The 20695-nt window shown below is 44.7% G+C and carries 19 protein-coding genes; 10 read left to right on the forward strand and 9 right to left on the reverse strand.

All coding sequences use genetic code 11. The features are described 5' to 3' along the window. The first annotated feature begins 66 nt into the window (after nucleotides 1-66). The gene (locus tag HPY27_RS26825; protein WP_017246737.1) at nucleotides 67-948 is read left to right on the forward strand and encodes an aminoglycoside phosphotransferase family protein; all 882 of its coding nucleotides are present in this window, start codon (nucleotides 67-69) and stop codon (nucleotides 946-948) included. Nucleotides 949-1198: 250 nt separating this feature from the next. Then, nucleotides 1199-1381, forward strand: coding sequence for a hypothetical protein (locus HPY27_RS26830; RefSeq protein WP_017246736.1), 183 nt, complete (start codon nucleotides 1199-1201; stop codon nucleotides 1379-1381). A gap of 327 nt (nucleotides 1382-1708) precedes the next feature. Here HPY27_RS26830 and HPY27_RS26835 read toward each other — a convergent pair whose 3' ends face one another. Both HPY27_RS26835 and HPY27_RS26840 read right to left on the reverse strand, forming a co-directional pair. Next, on the reverse strand, nucleotides 1709-1939 hold the full coding sequence (locus HPY27_RS26835) for a hypothetical protein (protein WP_017246735.1): 231 nt from the start codon (nucleotides 1937-1939) through the stop codon (nucleotides 1709-1711). 60 nt (nucleotides 1940-1999) lie between these two features. Beyond that, the gene (locus HPY27_RS26840; RefSeq protein ID WP_017246734.1) at nucleotides 2000-2845 is read right to left on the reverse strand and encodes a DUF6973 domain-containing protein; all 846 of its coding nucleotides are present in this window, start codon (nucleotides 2843-2845) and stop codon (nucleotides 2000-2002) included. 243 nt (nucleotides 2846-3088) lie between these two features. Between HPY27_RS26840 and HPY27_RS26845 the strand changes: the two genes are divergently transcribed. Then, on the forward strand, nucleotides 3089-4357 hold the full coding sequence (locus HPY27_RS26845) for a helix-turn-helix domain-containing protein (protein WP_026042905.1): 1269 nt from the start codon (nucleotides 3089-3091) through the stop codon (nucleotides 4355-4357). Between the two features lie 602 nt (nucleotides 4358-4959). Here the strand turns inward: HPY27_RS26845 and HPY27_RS26850 are convergent. From HPY27_RS26850 to HPY27_RS26860, 3 genes are read right to left on the reverse strand one after another with little or no spacing between them, the layout of a single operon-like run. Beyond that, the gene (locus tag HPY27_RS26850) at nucleotides 4960-5682 is read right to left on the reverse strand and encodes an amino acid ABC transporter ATP-binding protein (protein WP_017246732.1); all 723 of its coding nucleotides are present in this window, start codon (nucleotides 5680-5682) and stop codon (nucleotides 4960-4962) included. Continuing rightward, on the reverse strand, nucleotides 5679-6332 hold the full coding sequence (locus tag HPY27_RS26855; RefSeq protein WP_017246731.1) for an amino acid ABC transporter permease: 654 nt from the start codon (nucleotides 6330-6332) through the stop codon (nucleotides 5679-5681). Before HPY27_RS26855 ends, HPY27_RS26850 begins: the two co-directional genes overlap by 4 nt. Nucleotides 6333-6382: 50 nt before the next feature. Continuing rightward, entirely contained in the window at nucleotides 6383-7168 is a 786-nt protein-coding gene (locus HPY27_RS26860; protein WP_173623470.1) for a transporter substrate-binding domain-containing protein, read from the reverse strand. Nucleotides 7169-7364: 196 nt separating this feature from the next. Between HPY27_RS26860 and HPY27_RS26865 the strand changes: the two genes are divergently transcribed. The 5 genes from HPY27_RS26865 (at nucleotide 7365) to HPY27_RS26885 (ending at nucleotide 12490) form a co-directional block, all read left to right on the forward strand. After that, nucleotides 7365-8066, forward strand: a complete 702-nt coding sequence (locus tag HPY27_RS26865) for a response regulator transcription factor (protein ID WP_026042904.1) — start codon at nucleotides 7365-7367, stop codon at nucleotides 8064-8066. Next, a complete protein-coding gene (locus HPY27_RS26870) occupies nucleotides 8059-9165 on the forward strand; it encodes a sensor histidine kinase (RefSeq protein ID WP_017246728.1) in 1107 nt (368 codons plus the stop codon). The genes HPY27_RS26865 and HPY27_RS26870 overlap by 8 nt, the downstream gene beginning before the upstream one ends. Before the next feature lie 152 nt (nucleotides 9166-9317). Continuing rightward, a complete protein-coding gene (locus HPY27_RS26875; protein WP_017246727.1) occupies nucleotides 9318-10580 on the forward strand; it encodes an efflux RND transporter periplasmic adaptor subunit in 1263 nt (420 codons plus the stop codon). Between the two features lie 12 nt (nucleotides 10581-10592). Continuing rightward, a complete protein-coding gene (locus HPY27_RS26880; RefSeq protein ID WP_017246726.1) occupies nucleotides 10593-11312 on the forward strand; it encodes an ABC transporter ATP-binding protein in 720 nt (239 codons plus the stop codon). After that, entirely contained in the window at nucleotides 11309-12490 is a 1182-nt protein-coding gene (locus HPY27_RS26885; protein ID WP_017246725.1) for an ABC transporter permease, read from the forward strand. Before HPY27_RS26880 ends, HPY27_RS26885 begins: the two co-directional genes overlap by 4 nt. A gap of 148 nt (nucleotides 12491-12638) precedes the next feature. Here HPY27_RS26885 and HPY27_RS26890 read toward each other — a convergent pair whose 3' ends face one another. Further along, nucleotides 12639-13187: an NADPH-dependent FMN reductase gene (locus HPY27_RS26890; protein WP_017246724.1), complete on the reverse strand. Its 549-nt coding sequence runs from the start codon at nucleotides 13185-13187 to the stop codon at nucleotides 12639-12641. A gap of 105 nt (nucleotides 13188-13292) precedes the next feature. Then, the gene (locus HPY27_RS26895; protein ID WP_174226395.1) at nucleotides 13293-15185 is read right to left on the reverse strand and encodes a serine hydrolase domain-containing protein; all 1893 of its coding nucleotides are present in this window, start codon (nucleotides 15183-15185) and stop codon (nucleotides 13293-13295) included. A 156-nt stretch (nucleotides 15186-15341) separates the two neighbouring features. On the opposite strand from HPY27_RS26895, the gene HPY27_RS26900 reads away from it, so the two are divergent. Continuing rightward, nucleotides 15342-17195, forward strand: a complete 1854-nt coding sequence (locus HPY27_RS26900; RefSeq protein ID WP_174226396.1) for a hybrid sensor histidine kinase/response regulator transcription factor — start codon at nucleotides 15342-15344, stop codon at nucleotides 17193-17195. A gap of 64 nt (nucleotides 17196-17259) precedes the next feature. Further along, nucleotides 17260-17601, forward strand: coding sequence for a zinc ribbon domain-containing protein YjdM (locus tag HPY27_RS26905; RefSeq protein WP_017246721.1), 342 nt, complete (start codon nucleotides 17260-17262; stop codon nucleotides 17599-17601). 77 nt (nucleotides 17602-17678) lie between these two features. Here the strand turns inward: HPY27_RS26905 and HPY27_RS26910 are convergent, their stop codons facing one another. Together HPY27_RS26910 and HPY27_RS26915 are read right to left on the reverse strand one after the other, a co-directional pair. Continuing rightward, complete coding sequence (locus tag HPY27_RS26910; RefSeq protein WP_017246720.1) at nucleotides 17679-18581, reverse strand: alpha-helical endospore appendage domain-containing protein; 903 nt, start codon at nucleotides 18579-18581, stop codon at nucleotides 17679-17681. 226 nt (nucleotides 18582-18807) lie between these two features. Next, nucleotides 18808-20679 (reverse strand): glycosyltransferase, encoded by a 1872-nt coding sequence (locus HPY27_RS26915; protein ID WP_174226397.1) that lies wholly within the window; start codon nucleotides 20677-20679, stop codon nucleotides 18808-18810. Nucleotides 20680-20695: the final 16 nt, after the last annotated feature.

Below are 20695 nucleotides of genomic sequence, written 5' to 3' on the forward strand. Positions count from 1 at the left end.
CGTGCAGGATAGTTCAAAATAATGTGGATATGGTAAGTAAACTAATCTAAACACGCGAGGTGCGCTTTGAACTTAATACAAACGATCATAAGAAGATTTAACCTTAATGTTTTAAGTATAGATAATGTTCCTGAGTCTTTTAGTTCACAAGTATACAAACTGAATCTTACTAGTGGCGAAACTGTATATGCGAAGATCCCTTATAATAGGGATAAACTGTTTCGTGAATATCGTATGCTTGAATTGTTGTGCGAGGTAATACCGGTTCCAAAAGTATTAGATTTCTGGGGTGGGAATGACTTTATTTCTGGTGCCTTACTTCTATCTCAGATTCAAGGAATACCGTGTGCAGGTACAATTGACGATGAACTGTCATTTCAAATTGGGCTGTATCATGCCAAGCTGCATGACGTGAAAATGCCGGGGTATGGTGTTGAAGGTGTAGAAGGTTATCAGTTTCTTAATGAAAATAATTGGAGACTATACATAAAAAATAACTTTGAAAAGTTGAAAGAACCTTGTAAGGAAGTCCTTGAGAGAGGACTTTTCGAAAAATGTATTAATCACTTTGAGAGTGCCTTCTCAGCATTACCTCATCCTGATAGACCCTGCGTTGTTCATATGGATTTCCGACCAGGAAATATATTAACAAATAATAATGAGGTCGTTGGAATTATTGACTTTGAAAGTGCACGGGGAGGATCTTCAGAAATAGATTTTACAAAAATTAATCGATATGTTTGGGAAGTAAATCCTCAAAGAAGAGTTTCGTATATAGAGGGATATTCAACAATTCGTCCCATAATGGAATTGGATACAATACTTCCCTTTTATGATTTTTACGATGCTTTTAGTGCTGTTGTCTGGTGTAAAAACAGGGGAATTGAAAAAAATAAAGCGTTCCTCAAGGAAAGTATTTCTGTGTTGCAGAAATCCGTTGGTTGTTGAGCTAGAGGGATCGATAGTGTCATAAACAAAAAAACAGTCTAACACTTTATTTTGTGTTCTTGACTGGTTCTTGGTTTATAAAGATCGATTAGCCTAACTCTTTTCCTCGAACAGAGATAATTAAACAACTTAAAGCTACTTTGAATACATGTAAACAATGTGACAACCTTTGAATTAACAGTGATTGTCACATTGGAGTTAAGATAAACGCGGATTTACAACGTTAAGGGATTCATAAAATTCGGAGAAGGTGGAAAAGATCCAAAAGAATACTGCTGCCTATAAAGAGGTGATTCAGGAGTTTGAAAAAATGTACCAAGAAGCAGAGTGGATAAGGAATATCCCGTTGTTTAAAGATTTGGTATCATCCCCACTTGCGGATCAGATTCGGTATTTAGATAAATTAAAGTCAGAATTGGAAGTTAAGAAATAAAGATGATACTTCATGAGGAAGAGAAAGGGAATTCTCGCTTTGGAACGAAAAAACAGCCGATTACACCTTAACCGGGTACAGCCGAGATACATGCAAAAATGGGTCATAGTCTTACTTTTATTTCCAAATGTTGATTTTATCGAATTCTCCTGCCATGTCACAAACTGCATTCGAAAAATGACAATTGCTGTAAGCTTGTGACCCAAAATTACTCGTATCTCGGCTGTACCCCTAGATGTGCTACGGCTTTCCTTTGATGGAAAAGAAACAGCAACCATTCATAAATCCGGTTGCTGTTGTATCTCTCATTTTGGTTACTCAACATAACTATGTACAACATTGTGCTACTTTCAATTCATCACTTCTTCTTATCCATAAAGATCCGTCTTCTTTGATCATATAATCAATTTTATTACTCTTTAAAGCTTCTATCTGTTCTGAAGATGGTCCATCAGAAAGTCTATAGTAATCGTTTCCAGTCCCTACATATAAAAATCCAAATACTAGCACCACAACTATTGCTGTTGCAGCCAAAGACACGATTAATTTATTCTTCATAAATATCACCTTCTTTCAAAAAGGAGAATCAGGAATAATCATTCCTGATTCTCTTTTTTCTTACGTAATAGGGGGAAGATCTTGATCTACATAATCCTCTTCTTTACCTGTAAATCTCTCTAGTGTCCAGGTACTCTCTTTTTTGTTTGGTTTATTTATTTTTTTAAGCTTTCCGCTTTTGTATAACTCATCAATCGCAATTTTAACGTCTGAACGACTGCTATTACTGTCTATCCCCTCTTGTGCTGCTTTGTATCGTCCTTCTTCATTATTGTGCATATCCATTTTATATGTTAAAGATTTTTTGTTTTGATAGGAAGCACCATCTTCGTGTGCACTCGTCCACTTTTCTGCCCAACTATCATTCACTGCCCATACTATCCACATGTTCCATAATGCATGTCGAAAAGCATCTGATTCTTCATCAGTACCATTTCTACCGAAAGCTAGTTCTGTATAATTCCATGCCCCTTTCCCTGCCATAAGAGCTTTAAATCCTTTTGACGGCGATTGATCATACAATGCCTGCTCTTTTGGATTCAGTGTAACTACTCCATCAGCATAATCATAGAAATCATCCCAATCACCATCAGAGCTTGAAGCCAGGTTCTTTATATTTTGGTTATCATTGTTGTATATTTCGCACAATTCCAAAAAATGTTCATTAATTTCATCTTCAGTCGCTTTTGGGTGATCTTTTTCATATTGAGTCAACTCTTCTAAAATTTTTTCTGAAAATCTAAAGTCAACTTTCTCATAAGATTTTTCGTATTTCTTTTTCTCCTCGGAAATACTTTCAGCGATTTTCTCTGTACTTTTAGCAGATGCTGGCGTCAAGACTGACACTGGAGCAACTAATAATGAGAACACGACGAAAGGCACTAATACTCTTTTAAATTTCTTCATAGGCTTCTCTATCCCTCTTTTCATGTTTCTACATCTTTACGCTTCTGACTATAATGGGCATTGCCCGTTGTGAAAGCTCCTCCTTAATAGAATATCCAAATTGTACCATAATTTCTAAAAATAACCTTACTTCCTTTTTGTAGAAAATATAGAAAAACTGGAAAAATTATTTTCTCGATAGAATCACGTGCTATAGTAGTATCCATAAAAAGGGAATTGTATTGGGGGTTAATAGCTGTGGTTATGGCGGAAATGAGATCGTCGTTTGGCTGCGTTTTGAAAAGGTATCGAGAAGAGGCGGGGCTGACTTTAGCGGAGTTATCTAGAAAAACAGACATATCCTCTGGCACGATCAGTAAGATCGAAACAGACTCTCTCACTTTGCCAAATATGCGGAATGTAATTCGATTAGCTGAAACGCTAGACATATCTTTGTACGAGGCGGTTATGCCATATTTATATAAAATTAAAAGGACTAAAACGTTTGAATTATTGCTGGAAACGGCGATCAATCAGGGGAATGCCGTTCTTACGCAAAAAATCGCATCTAAGCTATTAGAATGCCCTAAGAGCAACACGTTTCTTTCGTTAGATTATCTTTATCAATTGGCGGGAAATACGGAAAATATAGAATTTCGATTTTTAATATATGGTGTGATTTCTCAGTATTCGCGCGAACATGGTATCCCTGTATTTTTAGCCAGGTCGTTATATCAGAAATATCTTATTCAACGTGATAGCTTTAAAAAATTGGACGAGTCGTATATAGAAGGTATGGAGTTATTGCACTATATTTCATATCTACACGTGGATGAAAGGGTTATGACTTACTATAAGTTGGGTTCGCATGCGTTATTTCGAGGATGTCATGAAGAGTGCATTCATCTATGTAAGAAAGGTATTAATGAAGATCATAAGCGAGATGAGCTGACAGCAAAAGCGTACCTAGCTATTATCATCGCTTACATTGAGTTAAGAGACTATATTCTTGCTAAAGTATATTTGGATGCGTATGAACAATTAGATTGTTTAAATGTACAGAAAGAATCTCAATATCTTCGAGCTATATTATACGCAAAGACTACGGATGATATTGAAAAGGCAGTACCATTATTATTAGATTGCTTGCACATGCGCCCGCAAAACGAAAAGTTACCAGTGGTAAATGATCTGCTGGATATTTATACAAGATTAGGTGATGAGTTGGGGGTCGTAGATATTTTTCAGTCAGAATCGTCATTTTTGCCGACTAACGTTGGTACACCGAACCAATGTACTCATCTAGGTTTATATTTTCGCGCAAAAGGGAATTTTTACATTGAAAAAGGCGATTTAGATATGGGGTGTGCCAGTTTATTAGAAAGTGCTATGTATTATAAGAAAATGATGAAATTGGAAGAAGCGATTAAAAGCATTGGGTATTTATTTGAATACTATACAGCTAACAAGGAAAATTTACCTTTTGACATACTCCAAAAAATGGAAATATTGTATACTGTACATAATACCTAAACCCGCAAGGGGGTGATACTCGTGAAAAAGTTGATGATGTCTTTATGTATTTTATCCGCGTTATTTGTCGTACCAGTTGGGGTAGATACGTTAAGTAAAGAACCTCCGATTGCAAAACACTATCCTGACCCATGGTAAGCCAATTTGCTCCCGACTCCGGTCGGGTTTTTTTGTGTTCAAAGGGGTAGCGCCAACATTTTGACCGATTTATACGCTTAGCATTAGCGGACGTAACTGGCCGTTTTCTGGCATGCTGATGACCGATAATGATGTTTAGCGGTCATTCGCTTAGAGTAAGAGAAATCGGCTTTTTATGCGGCTTAACGTCTTTAGCGTATATTTCCGTTAAAATGTTGGCGGTCGCCCTCAAAAAGCATGCTTTTTGAAATTGCTCCAAATAGATGCAATCACCATTTTTTGTAAGTGTGTGACCCAGAATTACTCGTATCTCGGATGTACCCCTTAACGTGGTGAAAACCGGCTGTTTTTGTGTCCATCTTCCCTTAACGTTGAAAATTCGCGTTTTGCTGGCGGTACTTCATAGGGAAAAACACACGGGCATGGTAGATGACGAATCGATCATGCCCGTTGCTTGTTTTGTTTTACAGCACTTTACTGAGAAACGCCTTTGTTCTCTCATGCTGGGGATTGTCAAAAATCTCGGCAGGCTTGCCTTCCTCTACAATATATCCGCCATCCATGAAAATCACGCGATCGGCTACTTCACGGGCAAAGCCCATCTCATGCGTAACCACGACCATCGTCATTCCTTCTTTGGCCAAATCTTTCATCACCTGAAGAACTTCCCCTACCATTTCCGGGTCGAGTGCAGAGGTAGGTTCATCGAACAACATGATATGAGGGTCCATGGCGAGCGCCCGGGTAATGGCTACGCGCTGCTGTTGACCACCAGACAACCGATCTGGATACACGTCTCGCTTGTCCGCCAAATCTACTTTTTTCAGCAATTCCAGCGCCTTTTGTTCATTTTGCTGACGCTCTGAATTTTTGATGTGCTTGGGTGCGAGCATAATGTTTTCCAATACAGTGAGATGCGGGAATAGATTGAACCGTTGAAACACCATGCCGACACGCTCTCGCAGCTTGTTAATGTCCACTTTGGGGGAAGTAACCTCCACACCCTCAATGGTGATCTTGCCCGATGTCACCTCTTCCAACTGGTTCAGGCAGCGCAGAAACGTACTTTTTCCCGAGCCGGAGGGACCGATGACACAGACAACTTCGCGCTCTTCAATGGTAGTCGAGATGTCTTTTAAGACTTCCAACGAGCCAAAGCTCTTTTTTAAATTCTCCACATGAATCATTTCGCGAACCTCCTCTCAAGGGAACGAGATAGCAGACTGAGGATGTAGATCATCAGGAAATAGAAGACCGCTACTACTGCCCAAATTTCAAACGAGCGGAAGTTGCCAGAGATGATAATCTCACCACTGTTCATCAGTTCACGGATACCAATGACCGTTAAGAGCGAGGTGTCTTTTAGCGTCACGATGAATTGGTTGACGAAAGCAGGAATCATGCGGCGAACAGCCTGGGGCAAGATAACTAGGCGCATAGCTTTTCCGTGCGTGAGTCCCAGGGAGCGAGCAGCTTCCATCTGCCCTTTATCGATGGAGAGAATTCCTCCTCGGAAAATTTCAGCCAGGTACGCTCCGGCATTGAGACTGAGCGCAAGAATACCCGCAGTTGTCTCTGGAATTTTGATATCAAGGACAGGCGGTAATCCAAAATAAATAAAGAAGATTTGAACCAACAGCGGTGTGCCGCGGAGAAAGTCAACGTAAGCGGTTGCAATGCCGCGAAGCACTTTGGACCGGCTTGTACTCATCAAGCCAAAAAGCAATCCGATTAAGAGAGCAAAAAACAGGGAAATGACCGTTATTTTTAGCGTGACCACAGAGCCTTGGGCCAAGACAGGAAGCGCATCGACAATGACATCCCAACTACTGCTCATTTGGACAACTCCATTCTTTCTAAGGTGAAAAAAAGGCGCGTCTCGCGCCTTTATTTTTTGGTGCTCAAGTAGGTGTTGATGATTTCATCGTATTTTCCATTCTCTTTCAGCTTCTTCAGACCGGAGTTGAGTTTGTCTTGCAGCTCTTTGTTGCCTTTTAAAACCGCGATGCCGTAGTGGTCACCATTGAGACGGTCGCCTACAATTTTTAGCTTGGAAGCAGGGTCTACCGTAATTTTATACGAGATAACCGGATAGTCTTCGATGGTCACATCAGCGTTGCCGTTCTGAACTTCTTGGAACATGGAAGGGCTATCGTCGAAGTATTTGACAGTCGCTCCGTATTTTTTCCCGAGCTCATCAGCAAAGGTCGCACCAGTCGTGCCTTTTTTGATGGCAATCGTTTTGCCAGCCAAATCTGCCTCCCCATTGATCGTTGTGTTGTCCTCACGTACGACCAGAGAAAGACCTGCTTGATAGTAAGGTTCAGAGAAATCTAAAATTTCTTTGCGCTTATCTGTGATGCTGATTCCGGCAATGGCTCCGTCCAATTGCTTCGCTTGAACAGCCGGAATGATTCCTTTGAAGTCCATCGGCTTAATTTCTACCTCAAAGCCCTCTTCTTTGGCGATGGCGTTGATCAGGTCGATGTCAATTCCCACGTACTTTCCGTCTTTTTCAAACTCAAAGGGTGGGTATGTTGCATCTGTACCAATAACGTACTTCTTGGCACCCGACTGCCCAGATGTTGAGGAAGCTTGATCCGTGCCAGTGCCACATGCACTTACCGTGAGTGCCAACAAACTAGAAACAACAGCAACCATTAGTTTTTTCATAAATTACCCCCAAGTATATTTATGATAGATATGATATGGACATGAATATAGTAATATAGAAAAGTCGGTAAAGTCAAAACAAACTGAAAGTAATTATTATCCATAATTGTATGAACGTTATCATGGTGAGATAACAGAAATGTTTTTTCATACCTGCTATAATGGTAGCAAATGTATAAAAGGGATGGGAAAAACGATGAAGCAGGTCACCATATTGATCGCCGACGATGAAGCGGAGATTGCTGAGCTCGTTGCCTTGCATGTGAAAAAAGAAGGTTACCACACAATTATCGCAGCGGATGGAAGGGAAGCACTCCAAGCTGTGCAGACGCATTCGATTGATTTGGCAATCCTCGATATTATGATGCCTGGGCTGGATGGCTATGAGGTCACCCGTCTCATTCGTGAACAGCACAATATGCCGATTATCTTTTTGAGTGCCAAGACGTCCGATCTGGATAAAATTTCCGGATTGGTGATGGGCGCAGATGATTATATGACCAAGCCATTCAATCCAATGGAATTGGTCGCTCGTGTGAATGCCCAGCTGCGACGCTTTAAGCAGCTGAATCAACCAGCAGTAGCAGTAGCGAGTAACAAGGTCTTAGAGGCAGGTGGACTTGTCATTTACCCTGAGCAGCGAACCGTGAGCCTGTACGGAGAAACGATTGAGTTAACGCCGAAAGAGTTTGATATTCTCTACCTGCTGGCCAGCTATCCCAAGAAGGTGTTTAGTGCGGATAATATTTTCCAGCAGGTGTGGGGCGAAGCGTACTATGAAGGCTGCAATACAGTCATGGTGCACATTCGCACCTTGCGAAAGAAGCTGGGTGAAGAAAAAACCAAGAACAAGTGGATCAAAACGGTCTGGGGCGTCGGGTATTCATTCCATGGATAACATGATACGAAGCTTTCGGTTCCAAATGGTCAAGCTTCTGGGCCTAAGTCTGCTTCTATCCGGTGCGGTTACCTATGTGATCTTTAAAGCGCTTCAGCTTTACTATCGAACACAGGTGAAGATGGAAAGCATTTTAGCGCCGATTCGCTATTTTATGCGAGAAATAGGGGACATTTACTTCTTTTTGATTTTTTTTGTTCCCCTAGCCATCTTGTTTTTCTTCTTGCTAACCAAAAGGTATGCCATCTATTTTCAGGAGATTTCCAGAGGGATTCATCATCTTGCAAATGGCGACTTTACCCATCATGTTCAAATACCGTCGAACGATGAGTTCGCAGATATTGCCAAGGACATCAATCTGGCGGGTGAAAAATTGCAGGAAGCTGTACAAAGAGGGGATTTTGCCGAAAGCAGCAAGGATCAGTTGGTTTTGAACCTGGCGCATGACCTACGAACGCCGCTGACTTCTGTTTTAGGGTATTTGGACATCATTTTGCGGGACGAGCAGTTAACGGTGGAACAAGCCAGGCATTACACGAATATTGCTTTTACCAAGTCGCAGCGTTTGGAAAAGCTGATCGATGAGCTCTTCGAAATTACGAAAATGAACTACGGCATGCTCACCCTCCAACAGAACCTGATTGATCTGAGTGAATTACTCATGCAGTTAAACGAGGAGCTATATCCTTCCCTGGAGAAAAATCAGTTGGAAGCCAGAATGAATGTGGCATCACGATTGACGGTTTACGGGGATGGCGAGCTCTTGGCACGCGTTTTCGAGAACATCATGACCAATGCCATCCGCTACGGGCACGATGGTCAGTTTGTTGATATCAAAGGTTTTCTTGCGGGTGACGAGGTCGTTGTGCAGATTATCAATTATGGTCACGAGATTCCCCCGGAAGATCTGCCGCATCTTTTCGAAATGTTTTACACGGGAGACAAGGCCAGAAGCCATCAAAACGGAAGCACAGGTCTTGGGCTATTTATCGCCAAAAATATCGTCGAGCGCCACGAAGGGACGATTTCTGCGCAAAGCAATTTGATCCGCACCGTTTTTGAAATACGCTTACCTTACGAACAGACTACCTCACTTTAAAAAAATTTAAGGATTACCCCACTTTTTCTTTTAAAAGTTTTTCTTATCCTGATCGGGTGACGAGCCAGGGTGGAAACTGCGAAGGAAGAAGTGGGGTTTTTGGATTGGCCAAAGATGACCGGAGCTTACAGTTTTTGGGGAGGTAAGGAAGGATGAAAAAGCGTTTGTGGATCTGGCTGGGGGTAGGCGTGCTTGTCGCTGGGCTTGGCGGCTATGCGGCTTCTTCGGGCGAAAAGAAGAATGGCATTCCTGTCATGTTATCAACGGTGGTAACGGCCGACTTGGAAAGCACGATTTTGACGTCGGGCATGGTCAAAGTACGAAATGAACATACATTGTTCGCTAACTATGCAGGAGAACTGCGGAATTTCTCCATCAAGGAGGGAGACAAAGTGACGAAAGGGCAGGTGATCGGCAATATCGACATGTCCGATGTCAGCAATGAAATCATGGATATCGAGGCACAGATCACCATTCAGGAAGCGAATATCGTAAAGCTCTCCAAAGGTGTGGAGCCTGAGGAAGTCACGAAAATGCAGGAGCAGCTTGCCCAGCATGAACGCGAATACCAAACGGCATTAAAAGATTACCAGCGAACGCAATCGCTGTTTACCGCAGGTGTGTCTACCCAACAGGCTGTAGAGGAGGCGAAGCAAAAGCTACAGACTGCGGAATCAAGAGTAAGGGTCGCGAAGCAAGATTTACTTTTGAAGCAAAAAGGGCCAGACAAGGCAGAGATTCGCTCCTACGAGGCGCAAATTCAAAAGCTGAATTTGGAAAAAGCAAAATATGAAAAGCAACGTGTGCAAAGCAGCATCGTGTCTCCGATTGAGGGGACGGTGCTCTCCATGAAGGTGAAACAAGGGAAGTACCTAAGTAAAGGCGAGGAAATTCTCACGGTTGGAGATACCAATGATGTTATGGTCGAAGCAGCAGTTGGAGAATCTGACTTGCGTAAAATCAAAATCGGACAGGATGCGGTGGTCTCAGGCATTTCCTTAGGCGGAGAACAGTTGCAAGGTAAGGTGTTGCGCATATCTCCTATGGCTGTAACCAGCAAAGAGCCGGGTGGAGAGAGTACGGGAGTGCCAGTCGCTGTTCATCTAAATGAGACGAGGGAGTATTTGAAGCCAGGTTTTCACGTGGATGTGAACATCGTCCTGCAAAAAGCAGCAAACGCTATGCAAGTCCCCATTGAGGCAGTCGTGACGGATCAAGATGGATCTTTCTTTGTCTGGGTAGTGGAAAATGGCAAGGCCAAGAAGAAAAAAGTGACGACTGGAATTGAAAGTGAATTGTTTATCCAAATTGAAAGCGGATTGGATGGCAGTGAAGAATTGGTAGCGAATCCACCGGAAACCTTGCAAGAAAATGAAGTGATCTTCCAAGCATCTCCCGAAGAGTTTGCGGGGTAAAGGAGGATACATATGCTGACCATTGAGGGGTTAACCAAACAATACAAGACGGATGAGCTGGAATTGTTTGCTTTGCAAAATATCAATATCCACGTGGCTCAAGGTGAATTCGTGGCGATCGTGGGACCTTCTGGTTCCGGAAAATCGACGTTTATGAACATGCTGGGTTGTCTGGATCGGCCAACCTCCGGATCGTATGTCTTGGATGGAATTGATGTTACGCAATTGAAGGATAGTGGGCTGGCGCAGGTACGCAATCAAAAAATCGGCTTTGTCTTTCAATCGTTTCATCTGTTGCCACGTGCTACTTCGCTGCGAAACGTAGAGTTGCCGATGATGTATGCGGGCGTCGGCATGACAGAACGCAAAAAAAGAGCGAAAGCGGCGTTGCAGCGTGTCGGACTCGGCCAGCGGATGGAACATAAACCGACGCAGCTGTCCGGCGGTCAAAGACAGCGTGTCGCCATTGCCAGAGCGCTGGTCAACCAGCCTGCGATTTTACTTGCTGACGAGCCGACGGGGAATCTGGACAGTCGTTCCAGCATCGAGATCATGGCGATTTTTCAGGAGCTGCATGCGCAAGGGGTAACGATTCTGCTCGTCACGCACGAGGCGGATATCGCCCAGCATGCCGAACGGGTCATTACGTTTCGAGATGGTCATATCATCCGAGATGAGCGAGTGGAGGAGCGCTTGTTTGCTACTGCGTCCGAGGAGGTGATCCTCACGTGAATTTACTCGAAAGCTTTCGTACGGCTCTGGAAGGGATTGGAACAAATAAGCTCCGAGCTACCTTGACGATGTCTGGGATCATCATCGGAATCATGTCTGTTATTGCTGTAATTACACTAGGAAACGGCAGTCAACAGGCCTATACCGATCAGTTGGAGAAGCTGGGTGCTACTAATTTCAGCGTTACTGTTTGGTGGGACCAAGGAAGCAAGATTACTGATTTGACAGTGGAGGATGCTTATGCACTTCCCCAACAATCGCCCTACATTGAAGAGGCCGTGCCGTTCACAAATCTTTTTGGAACGATTCGTGGCCCGAAAAAGGGGAAGGACGCAAGTATACAAGGAACAAATGAGGATCTGTTAAAGGTTCAACCCAACTTGAAACTAGTTGCAGGCAGATATTTTACTGCGAAGGAAGTAAGAGAGGGGAAGCCGGTTATCGTTTTAACCGAAAAATTAGCGGCAGGGCTTTTCGGACGTGAAGACCCGATTGGCAAGCGTTTGACTTTCAAAGCAGCATCCGTCATCGTTATTGGCGTGGTAAGGGAAGCCAAGCTGATGGTTGAGGCTGGTCGATCAGAGGGTGCCTATATGCCGATTACCTTTCTGCACAATATGGACGGGTACAAGTACGTTCATACGATAACCGTAAAAGCCAAGTCGAAGGAAACGATGGAAGCAGCCAAGAGTCAGACAGAGAAATACTTAAACCGCAGGCACGATCGCGAAAACTACTACCAAATCGATAGTATTGAGAACGCACTGGGGGAGATGGATTCCTTTTCCGGCACGCTCACCACGATCTTTAGTGTTGCAGCCGGGATTGCGCTGTTTGTCGGTGGGATTGGCGTCATGAACATCATGCTCGTATCTGTCACGGAGCGGACGCGGGAAATTGGCATTCGCAAAGCGTTAGGCGCGCGTTACGGAGATATTATGCTACAGTTTTTGATCGAATCGATGATCGTCTGCTTGATTGGTGGAACGATTGGGGTGCTGCTCGGCATCGGGACAGCCATGTTTGCCTCGCAATATGTCGATGTGCCGCCGCTATTATCGTGGGAAAGTATCGTAATCGCCTTCGGGTTCTCCAGTGCCATCGGTATTTTCTTTGGCCTCTATCCGGCTCATAAGGCAGCCAGACTCAATCCGATTGATGCGTTGCGATATGAGTGAGGAATGAAAAAGAAATGACTAGCAGATATCACTGCTAGTCATTTTTCTAACGTATAGGAATTTATAAAATAAATTCCGGAGCGCATGGAAACTTTCCGCTAAAACGCGGTCGCTCCTCCTTGAAAAGGCCTCGATAGAGGTTTTCTTATTAGTCTCGAACCGATTGTAATGCCGTTGACCAACTAATCACTTGATTTAACATGTCGTTTACATGTGGGATGTGCAATTCGGATGGTGTAAAGACCGTGTAATTTTCAAAATCAGTAAATAGATTGAAGGCAGGTTGTGTACGAACGTCGGCCACCTGCAATTCCCCCAGGATTCCACGCAAGTGCTCTGCTGCACGAGTTCCGCCTGACGAACCATAGCTGACGATACCAGCCGCTTTGTTGTACCATTCCTTGCGGGCGAGGTCGAGTGCGTTTTTTAATACCCCTGTGATGCTGTGGTTGTATTCGGCGGTAACGAATACGAATCCATCCAGGCTGGATAGCTTTGTCGCCCATGCGGCTACTTGTTGCTCACCACTCGGATCGCCAAAGAACGGTAAGTGAAAGTCCGCAATATCAACGATTTCATACGCTGCATCTCCTCGTTGATCGGCAACTCCTTTGAGCCACGCACCTACTTGGGGACTGACTCGACCTGGGCGAGAGCTACCCAGAATAATCCCGATTTTTAAGCTTGAAGTACTCATGGTTCGTTCCTCCTTATGCGGCTTAGTTTAATCCTAGTTCTTTGGATCAAACATTATGCTTAAAAAAATGCCGCAACTGTAAAGCTCAGTTGCGGCATCGGAGTCTTAGGAGTAATGAATCGAAAGAAAGTTCCAGTAAAATAAATAGCCAGTATACAGGATGGAGAGTACCGCTGCTACACTATTCGCTACCTTCCAGCGATCGCGCTCCTTGGCTGTTCCGATTCGCAGGAGCAAATAAGCGGCAATGACCAACGAAACAATCGGTAGGGATGCGACAATCACTTGGTAGAAGGCCGGGTAGCCATAGACAAGCTCTGCGTTTGCATAGGTGAATTGGATGATAAAAAATAAGCTATGAAGCAGAGCCATAATCGGAACGATCTTCGAAATAGCGTGCGATTGATTGCGCCATTTGCGTAGCCCGACACGAGCGATCCAGACGAGCGAAAGAAGGATGAACGCGATTCCGGGAATCACATACAGAGCCAGGAGAACAGGCGGACTTTCGATGAAGGAGATACGAGGAAGTGAAAAGTTCATCGGTCCTGTCATATAAAATTTCCCTTGGTCCTCGTGAAAATATAGCTGTTCCTCACCGCCGATCTCTTGAAAGAAATGATCGTCTACCTGCACAAACTTTTTCTCAAGGGATTGCTGTCCTTCATTCTGGAACAAACCAGTCACGGATATCGTCTGCGCCTCCAATGCCTTCACTGTGTAGGTGTAGCTGCTGAGCAGGCGAAGCCCTTTGCCCCAGCCATTCTCGGGCGTCAGGGTAAGCAGATATTGACCTTCCAGCTTTTTCATTTCGTCTATGGTGCCATCAACAGGAGTTAGGGGCTTGCGTACTTGCTCTGTCAGTAGCTTGTCGGTAAACGCGTTCACGACCTTACCGTGCAGCTCCAAGCCCGGATGCGTGGCGTTCACCGTAACAAAGATGCCGATTGATTCTGAGGGAATCAGCACCATTTTCGAGATAAAGCCATCAATTCCACCGTTTGCCCATAGGGTAGGAATGCCGTTTTTCGTCTCTCCTTTAAAAAAGCCGTAGCCGATCCCGTACATGCGTTTATGGGCCGCGAATTGTTGGGCATGCATAAGCTGGACAGTCTCTGGTTTGAGCAGAGATGTGCCGTTATAGCTGCCGCCAGAAAGATGGGCGATCATATAGGGGGCGAAGTCGACGGGTGTCATATTAGCAGCACCACTCCCTGGGAAAATAATCCCCGAGTAAGGAATCGTTTGATAGCCGTTTCCGTCGTAATAATAGCTTTTAGCCAGATTGCTCCTGTCTTGCGGGAGATACAATTCGGCGGAATTCATACCTAGCGGGCGGAAGATATTCTCCCGCATATAATCATGCAAAGATTGACCGGAAGCTTGTTCGACTACACTTCCTAACAATCCGGTGCCCGCATTACTGTATTGAAATTTGCTGCCAGGCGTGAAAATCGTCTCCTGCATCTGAAGCGTTTCATTTACGGTCTCGGTCGAGAATTCCGGTATCACACTCTGACGGTTGTCTCTTTTATAAATTTTTTCATCTATACCGGCTGTATGTGTGAGCAGGTGGTGGAGTGTGATTGGGCCGTAACGATTATTGGTAATTTTGTAGTCTTTTAGGACGGTATTCAAATCTTCGCGTAAGGAAAGTTTGCCTTGTTCCACGAGCTGCATCGCTGCAGTAGCGGTAAACGACTTGGTCACGGAACCGATTCGAAACACCGTACGCTCAGGATCAACGGGGATTTGCTGTTCGACGTCGGCAAAACCATAGCCTTTTTTAAAAATGATACGATCTCCCTGGGTAATGACAATGGCTGCGCCTGGGATATGCAGGTTGTTCATTTCATTTTGCATGAGGGGATCAACTACTTGTTCGATGGAAGGAGCAGTAAGCGGCGAGCGAGCATTGGCCACTGATAGAGGCTGTATCAGCATGAGGCAGGATACGAGCAGAACGGCAAACCATTTTCGTAGAGCAAATAATGTCATGTTCATCACCTTTCGCGTTTTGCGTCAGTCAATTGTTGTAAGGCCAGCGACAGGGATGAGTATAGGATGAGGAGTGTCACGGTGAGAAGTAACAGAATGTCATTGTTTATCGTGATAGTAGCTGGTCGTCATCTGATAATATAATGGAGAAAAAGTTTGGGTGTAGATGAGGTGTGCCAATTGCTTGCATTTGTTAAACGATGGTTATGGGTCGACTGGATGATCTTCACCATCCACTTTATGTGGGGATTGACGATTATTCTTGGTTTTGTCCGCCATCACGATCAATTGCCTTATCCGATAGTGATTACATTGATCGTTTCGTTCTTAGTGCTTGTCGTCCCCAGTTGTTTGCGTCGATACTCTCGTAACTTATATTTGTTCGCTGAGATTATTTTGAGTGGAGGCTTGTGCATTGCCTTGAACTTCTTTTTTGAAGGAGTAAGGTGGCAGTTTATCCCCATCGCTTTTCTCATCGGATATCACAGTGTGGAACGATCTTATCGCTGGACGGGACCATTGGCGATTTTGGTGATTCCGGCGATGCCGTTTCTTGTGGGCGAGGCAATTGGGTTTGCTTTCGAGCCTATAGTCGTAAGCGATCTAATTGTGTACCATTTCGCGGCATATGCGCTTGGTTTTGCCTTTCAATTGCTTAGCCGTATGCACAAGCAAGGCCTGATTATTCAACACCAGAACCAGATATTGGAGCAATACACTTCCCAGGTGGAGGAAATCACGCTGCTGGAAGAACGGAACAAAATGTCCAGAGAGCTGCATGACACGATCGGACACACGATGACATCGCTCATTATGGGTATGGAGATGCTTCGGTCTAAAATACCAGATGCGGAGGTTAGTCGGCTGGACATGCTTTTGCAGATGGCCCGACAAGGTTTGGATGAGTCCAGAGGGATTTTCCACAAATGGGCTCATAATGGCTATGAATCTGCTACGACCATGGAGTCCGCCTTCGTTGAATTGATCGGGCAATTTCAAGTGGCTACAGGGGTATCCGTCAAGCTGCGTATGTACGGCGCTGAGTATGCGTTGAGCCGTTCCGTGAAGCTGACTTTGTACCGCTGCTTGCAAGAAACACTGACCAATGCTGTGCGACACGGAAAAGCATCACAAATTCAAGTGGGACTTTACTTTGAAGAAGCTCTGATCCGATTGCAGGTCGAAGATAATGGGGAAGGAAATGGGACGATCGAATTCGGATTTGGTTTGCAATCGATGAAGGAAAGGCTGGAAGCACTCCAGGGACGATTATCGATCCATTGTATGGACGAAGGAGGTGTGACGGTCATTTGTAGTCTGCCAGCTATGCAGGCTGTACCAAGTGCAGGCATACGTATCCTGATCGTCGATGATCAGCCCATTGTGAGGGAAAGTTTGCAACTCGTTTTACAGAATCAGCAAGATTTACAAGTGGTCGGGGTCGCAGAGAACGGCTTGCTGGCACTGGACATTATCCCAAAAGAAAAGCCCGACGTCGTACTTTTGGACGTTCAAATGCCTGTCATGGACGGGGCGAAGACACTACAAGCGATACGTGAGCAGTGGCCGGATATGCGTGTCATTATGTTGACGACCTTCGAAGAAACAGCCCTTGCGACAGAAACGCTAGGGAGAGGCGCGAATGGCTACTTGTTAAAATCGGTTAGTCCGGTCGAGCTCGTAGAGGCGATACGAGTTGTTCATCAGGGTGAAGCGTTGATTAACCATAAGATTGCGGATGTCCTTTTCAAAGAAATGCGCTTGCAGCAAGAAGAGCTGAATGGGCTTCGCCAAAAGCAAGGACGCGAGTGTCCCTATGGATTGACGGAACGGGAAAGAGGCATATTGGCCTCGTTAGTAGAGGGGCTTCGCATGAAAACAATCGCGGAGAAAATCTTTCTTTCAGAAGGAACGGTACGCAATTGCACTACAGTGATTTATGCAAAACTGGGTGTAAAGAATCGCGAAGAGGCCGTTAAAAAAGCACGGGACGAGGGGCTTACTGGTTAGGTGGCCAGGTTTTTCAGGCTAGTTATGGTAGAATGGACAGTATCGAATGGAGGTTATATCAAAGATGAGTCAATTGCCAAATTGCCCAAAATGTCATTCAGAATACACGTACGAAGATGGAAGCTCCCTGGTATGCCCGGAATGCAGCCATGAGTGGACGTTGCAAGCAGACAGCGACAACAGTGAAGATAACAAGGTCATCAAGGATGCAAATGGAAACGTCTTGAACGATGGCGACACCGTAACCGTCATTAAAGACCTCAAAGTAAAAGGGACTTCATTGGTTGTGAAAATCGGGACAAAAGTAAAAAATATCCGTTTGATTGACGGAGACCATGATATCGACTGCAAAATCGATGGTTTTGGTCCAATGAAATTGAAATCGGAATTTGTGAAAAAGGTGTAAGCTGGGAATGTAACGGACAAGAAAAAGCTGACTGCATGTTAGATGCAGTCAGCTTTTTTCGTAAAGGCAAAGTCTTGTTAGGTGAGACGGTGAATGGACCAGACGATGCCCTCGCCTCCTCCACCTAAGTTGAGGTTGATGGTCAAACCATTGGCAACATAGAACAAACCGAGTGTATCACCTGCATTGAGTTGAACGTCACCCGCGAGTGTGACGGTTCCTGCCCCCAGAATGGCTCTTAATGTGAGTACGAGCGCAACGTTTACGTTGAGAACAGGGAAATCGGCAATAATCAAATCCGTTGCGGTCGGAGTTATTCTTTGCACGACAAATGCGGGAGTAATTCCAGCGTCTAAGTTAACGGTAATGGCTGCGGTCGTTTCATAGTTAATGGTTGCCTTTATGGAGTAAGTTCCATTCGCTGGTACTGTGTAAGTGCCAGTTAGAGGGTTGAAACTTGGGCTGCCATAGTAGGGGCTGGCCGTTGACCAGTTAATTAATTGGGAAGATGCGCAAAGGGTCACAGTTGATAAGAAGCCAGAGAAGTTTTCTGCGGTGAAAGCAGGTCCAGTCGCGCCAGTAGCCCCGGTAGCCCCAGTAGGTCCGGTAGCGCCAGTGTCCCCAGTGTCTCCAGTAGGTCCGGTAGCACCAACGCCCGTCGCCCCCGTTATACCACCTGTGCTGTAGGATGGAACAGACAGGATGTTGTCCAGTTTCGATTGCAAGAGCATTTCTTTTTTCGCAACGTCTTGCAAGGTTTGGCGTACGCTTGTATTCACCAAAAGGAGATCGCTTAACGAAGCAGGAACAGTCAAACCTGGTAATGTACCAATGGCATATTGCAATTTTTCTGCTTCTGCATTAATAATATGCCCGAGGCTGAGCTCTTCGATGGCGATGGAAGTAAGGAGAAGATTGATAGCATCGTCTCTCGTTATAGTAATGGTGGGAGTAATATTGGGAATATTGGCTTGCGACATGGCATTCATCCTTCCTGTTACATTCAAAAACTTCTCACTATGCTATGAGGCGTTATCTGTGCAGGTGCCTGACTGTATAGAAACAGAAAAAAGCCAATCTGATTTCCAGATTGGCTTTTGTGTTAACCGGTAAGCGCCGTGCTCATCAAAAAATAGACCACCATTGCTTATGGCATTTATACATTCACCCACAGGGTGGGTAACTTTTTCATGATCACGAGGGGAGTCAGGTCAGAGACTCAAAATACCTTTTGTTGTAGAGAATGCTAGGGTGGGTTGGGTTGTATAAGTAGGCAATATCATTGTGGTGGCGTGATTTCTCGTTATCCCCCATTTGAGAATAGCATAAGCAGAGTTGAAGATGAGGTAGCCACGTCCAGGATACGTGGTCGATGTGTGCGAGCTTTTCAGCAGGTCGCTCCACTTGTGTTGCGAGATCATACCAAAAAATGGCGAGCAGCCAATTTTTATCTTCGACATGAAAGGCTCCAATCTGGCAGCACGCTTCCGCCCGTGGGCGATCGTAGTTGAACGTACGATATAGCGACGATAGAACATTTTGTCTCTCGTATAGATGGGAATAGCAATTCGCCAGCTTCAAGCAAGCGTTAATGTTGTCTTCTACCCAGCCTTGCTGGGTGTTCAGGAACTTCGTGTAAAAAATAATGGCCTCTTCATGATACTGATTGTCACGCAATTCATTCGCATAATAGTACAAGTCCCGTGGAGAGAATTCTTCCCCTTTAGCATCCCTGCGTCGGTAGATTTGCAGATTGCGGTCCGTGTATTCCTTCTGCTTGTTATGCGTGATGGATATGTCACTGTTGATGACGTTTCCGCTGACTTCCAAATATTCATGGACGGGTCCGATCCAGCGAAAACCACGGTCGCGTTTTACGAGGCGATTGCGGCGAATGCTGTACGCCACATTCCCATTGCTGTCCACAGAGAGGTTGTAGTTCATCGTGACACTGTCGATGCTGTAATTCAACGTAAGCTTCAACTCGCGGAAGAGCTGACGGTCTTTCTCTAGAAGGGTATCGTCTGCATCCAGCCACAAAATATAGGGGCATGTTGCCTTACTGAATGCATAGTTGCGGGCAGCGGAAAAATCATCAACCCACTCGAAATCATAAATGGTGCAGCCATAGTTGGACGCAATTTCTTTCGTGCGGTCTGTTGATCCCGTGTCGACGATAATGATTTCATCTACGAGATCCGCAACGGTGGAGAGGCAACACTCCAGAGCGTCTTCTTCATTTTTGACGATCATGCATAAACTGATTGAAATCTGATTCGCTTTCCCCGCTGTCATGCCATTTTTTTTGCGATACTCGCTCACTCCAGCCAGATCCGACTGACGGTAGATGTGGTACCCAGGAAGATGCGTATCCACATGCAAAGAAAAGCCCATAGCTACAGCCCGAACGCAAAAATGCCGATCTTCTCCCCAGAACGACAAGTTAGCTATTCGTTTAAAGCTGACGCCTGCCTCCAAGACCTTTCGATGGATGAACGTGCATGCACCGAGACCTCCTACCTCATACACACCCGGTTTACGCAGCATCTCTAAAAAGTTTTGGTTCTCCGCTGATTCGGACGCCCCTTCGCGAGTCAATGTGTATTGATCCATCAGCCAAACTTGAGGAAGCTCAATCGAATCAGGCTGCCAACGTGTCCAGTAAATGTTGGAAATAATATCTTTATTGGCTCGAAGCAATTGTTGCAGGGTGTGAGGGTGTAAAACGAGATCGGAATCGATCAAAAACAAGTAATCGAAACCCTCTTTGAGCGCATGGGAGATAATCGTATCTTTCATTTGCGCTACTTTCCAAATATTTCGTTCCGTCCAATAATGAGTCATTTCATTTCGGACATACGTGTCATCGTCTGTGTTTTTGAGGATGACGGTTCGTTTGTTCTCCTGCTCGAAATCAGCCAAGAGTGTACTGGATAGTGGGTCTTTGTTATCGTCAATGAACATGTAATGAATCAGTTCGTTTTTGGTAGTCAGCTCCGTGAGGGATTGAAGGAATTCCTCCAAAATGATCGGGAATTGTTGAACGGGACTACCGATTAAAATACGTTTTTTACCCATGGTACACCCCCATATG

This window comes from Brevibacillus sp. HB1.1, from assembly GCF_013332445.1.
Classification (GTDB): domain Bacteria; phylum Bacillota; class Bacilli; order Brevibacillales; family Brevibacillaceae; genus Brevibacillus; species Brevibacillus porteri.

Excerpts from the sequence above, each read along its gene's own strand:
- HPY27_RS26835 (WP_017246735.1), bottom strand. The coding sequence starts at position 1,939 with ATGAAGAATAAATTAATCGTGTCTTTGGCTGCAACAGCAATAGTTGTG.
- HPY27_RS26840 (WP_017246734.1), bottom strand. The coding sequence starts at position 2,845 with ATGAAGAAATTTAAAAGAGTATTAGTGCCTTTCGTCGTGTTCTCATTA.
- HPY27_RS26845 (WP_026042905.1), top strand. The coding sequence starts at position 3,089 with ATGGCGGAAATGAGATCGTCGTTTGGCTGCGTTTTGAAAAGGTATCGA.
- HPY27_RS26850 (WP_017246732.1), bottom strand. The coding sequence starts at position 5,682 with ATGATTCATGTGGAGAATTTAAAAAAGAGCTTTGGCTCGTTGGAAGTC.
- HPY27_RS26855 (WP_017246731.1), bottom strand. The coding sequence starts at position 6,332 with ATGAGCAGTAGTTGGGATGTCATTGTCGATGCGCTTCCTGTCTTGGCC.
- HPY27_RS26860 (WP_173623470.1), bottom strand. The coding sequence starts at position 7,168 with ATGAAAAAACTAATGGTTGCTGTTGTTTCTAGTTTGTTGGCACTCACG.
- HPY27_RS26865 (WP_026042904.1), top strand. The coding sequence starts at position 7,365 with ATGAAGCAGGTCACCATATTGATCGCCGACGATGAAGCGGAGATTGCT.
- HPY27_RS26870 (WP_017246728.1), top strand. The coding sequence starts at position 8,059 with ATGGATAACATGATACGAAGCTTTCGGTTCCAAATGGTCAAGCTTCTG.
- HPY27_RS26875 (WP_017246727.1), top strand. The coding sequence starts at position 9,318 with ATGAAAAAGCGTTTGTGGATCTGGCTGGGGGTAGGCGTGCTTGTCGCT.
- HPY27_RS26880 (WP_017246726.1), top strand. The coding sequence starts at position 10,593 with ATGCTGACCATTGAGGGGTTAACCAAACAATACAAGACGGATGAGCTG.
- HPY27_RS26890 (WP_017246724.1), bottom strand. The coding sequence starts at position 13,187 with ATGAGTACTTCAAGCTTAAAAATCGGGATTATTCTGGGTAGCTCTCGC.
- HPY27_RS26895 (WP_174226395.1), bottom strand. The coding sequence starts at position 15,185 with ATGACATTATTTGCTCTACGAAAATGGTTTGCCGTTCTGCTCGTATCC.
- HPY27_RS26905 (WP_017246721.1), top strand. The coding sequence starts at position 17,260 with ATGAGTCAATTGCCAAATTGCCCAAAATGTCATTCAGAATACACGTAC.
- HPY27_RS26910 (WP_017246720.1), bottom strand. The coding sequence starts at position 18,581 with ATGTCGCAAGCCAATATTCCCAATATTACTCCCACCATTACTATAACG.
- HPY27_RS26915 (WP_174226397.1), bottom strand. The coding sequence starts at position 20,679 with ATGGGTAAAAAACGTATTTTAATCGGTAGTCCCGTTCAACAATTCCCG.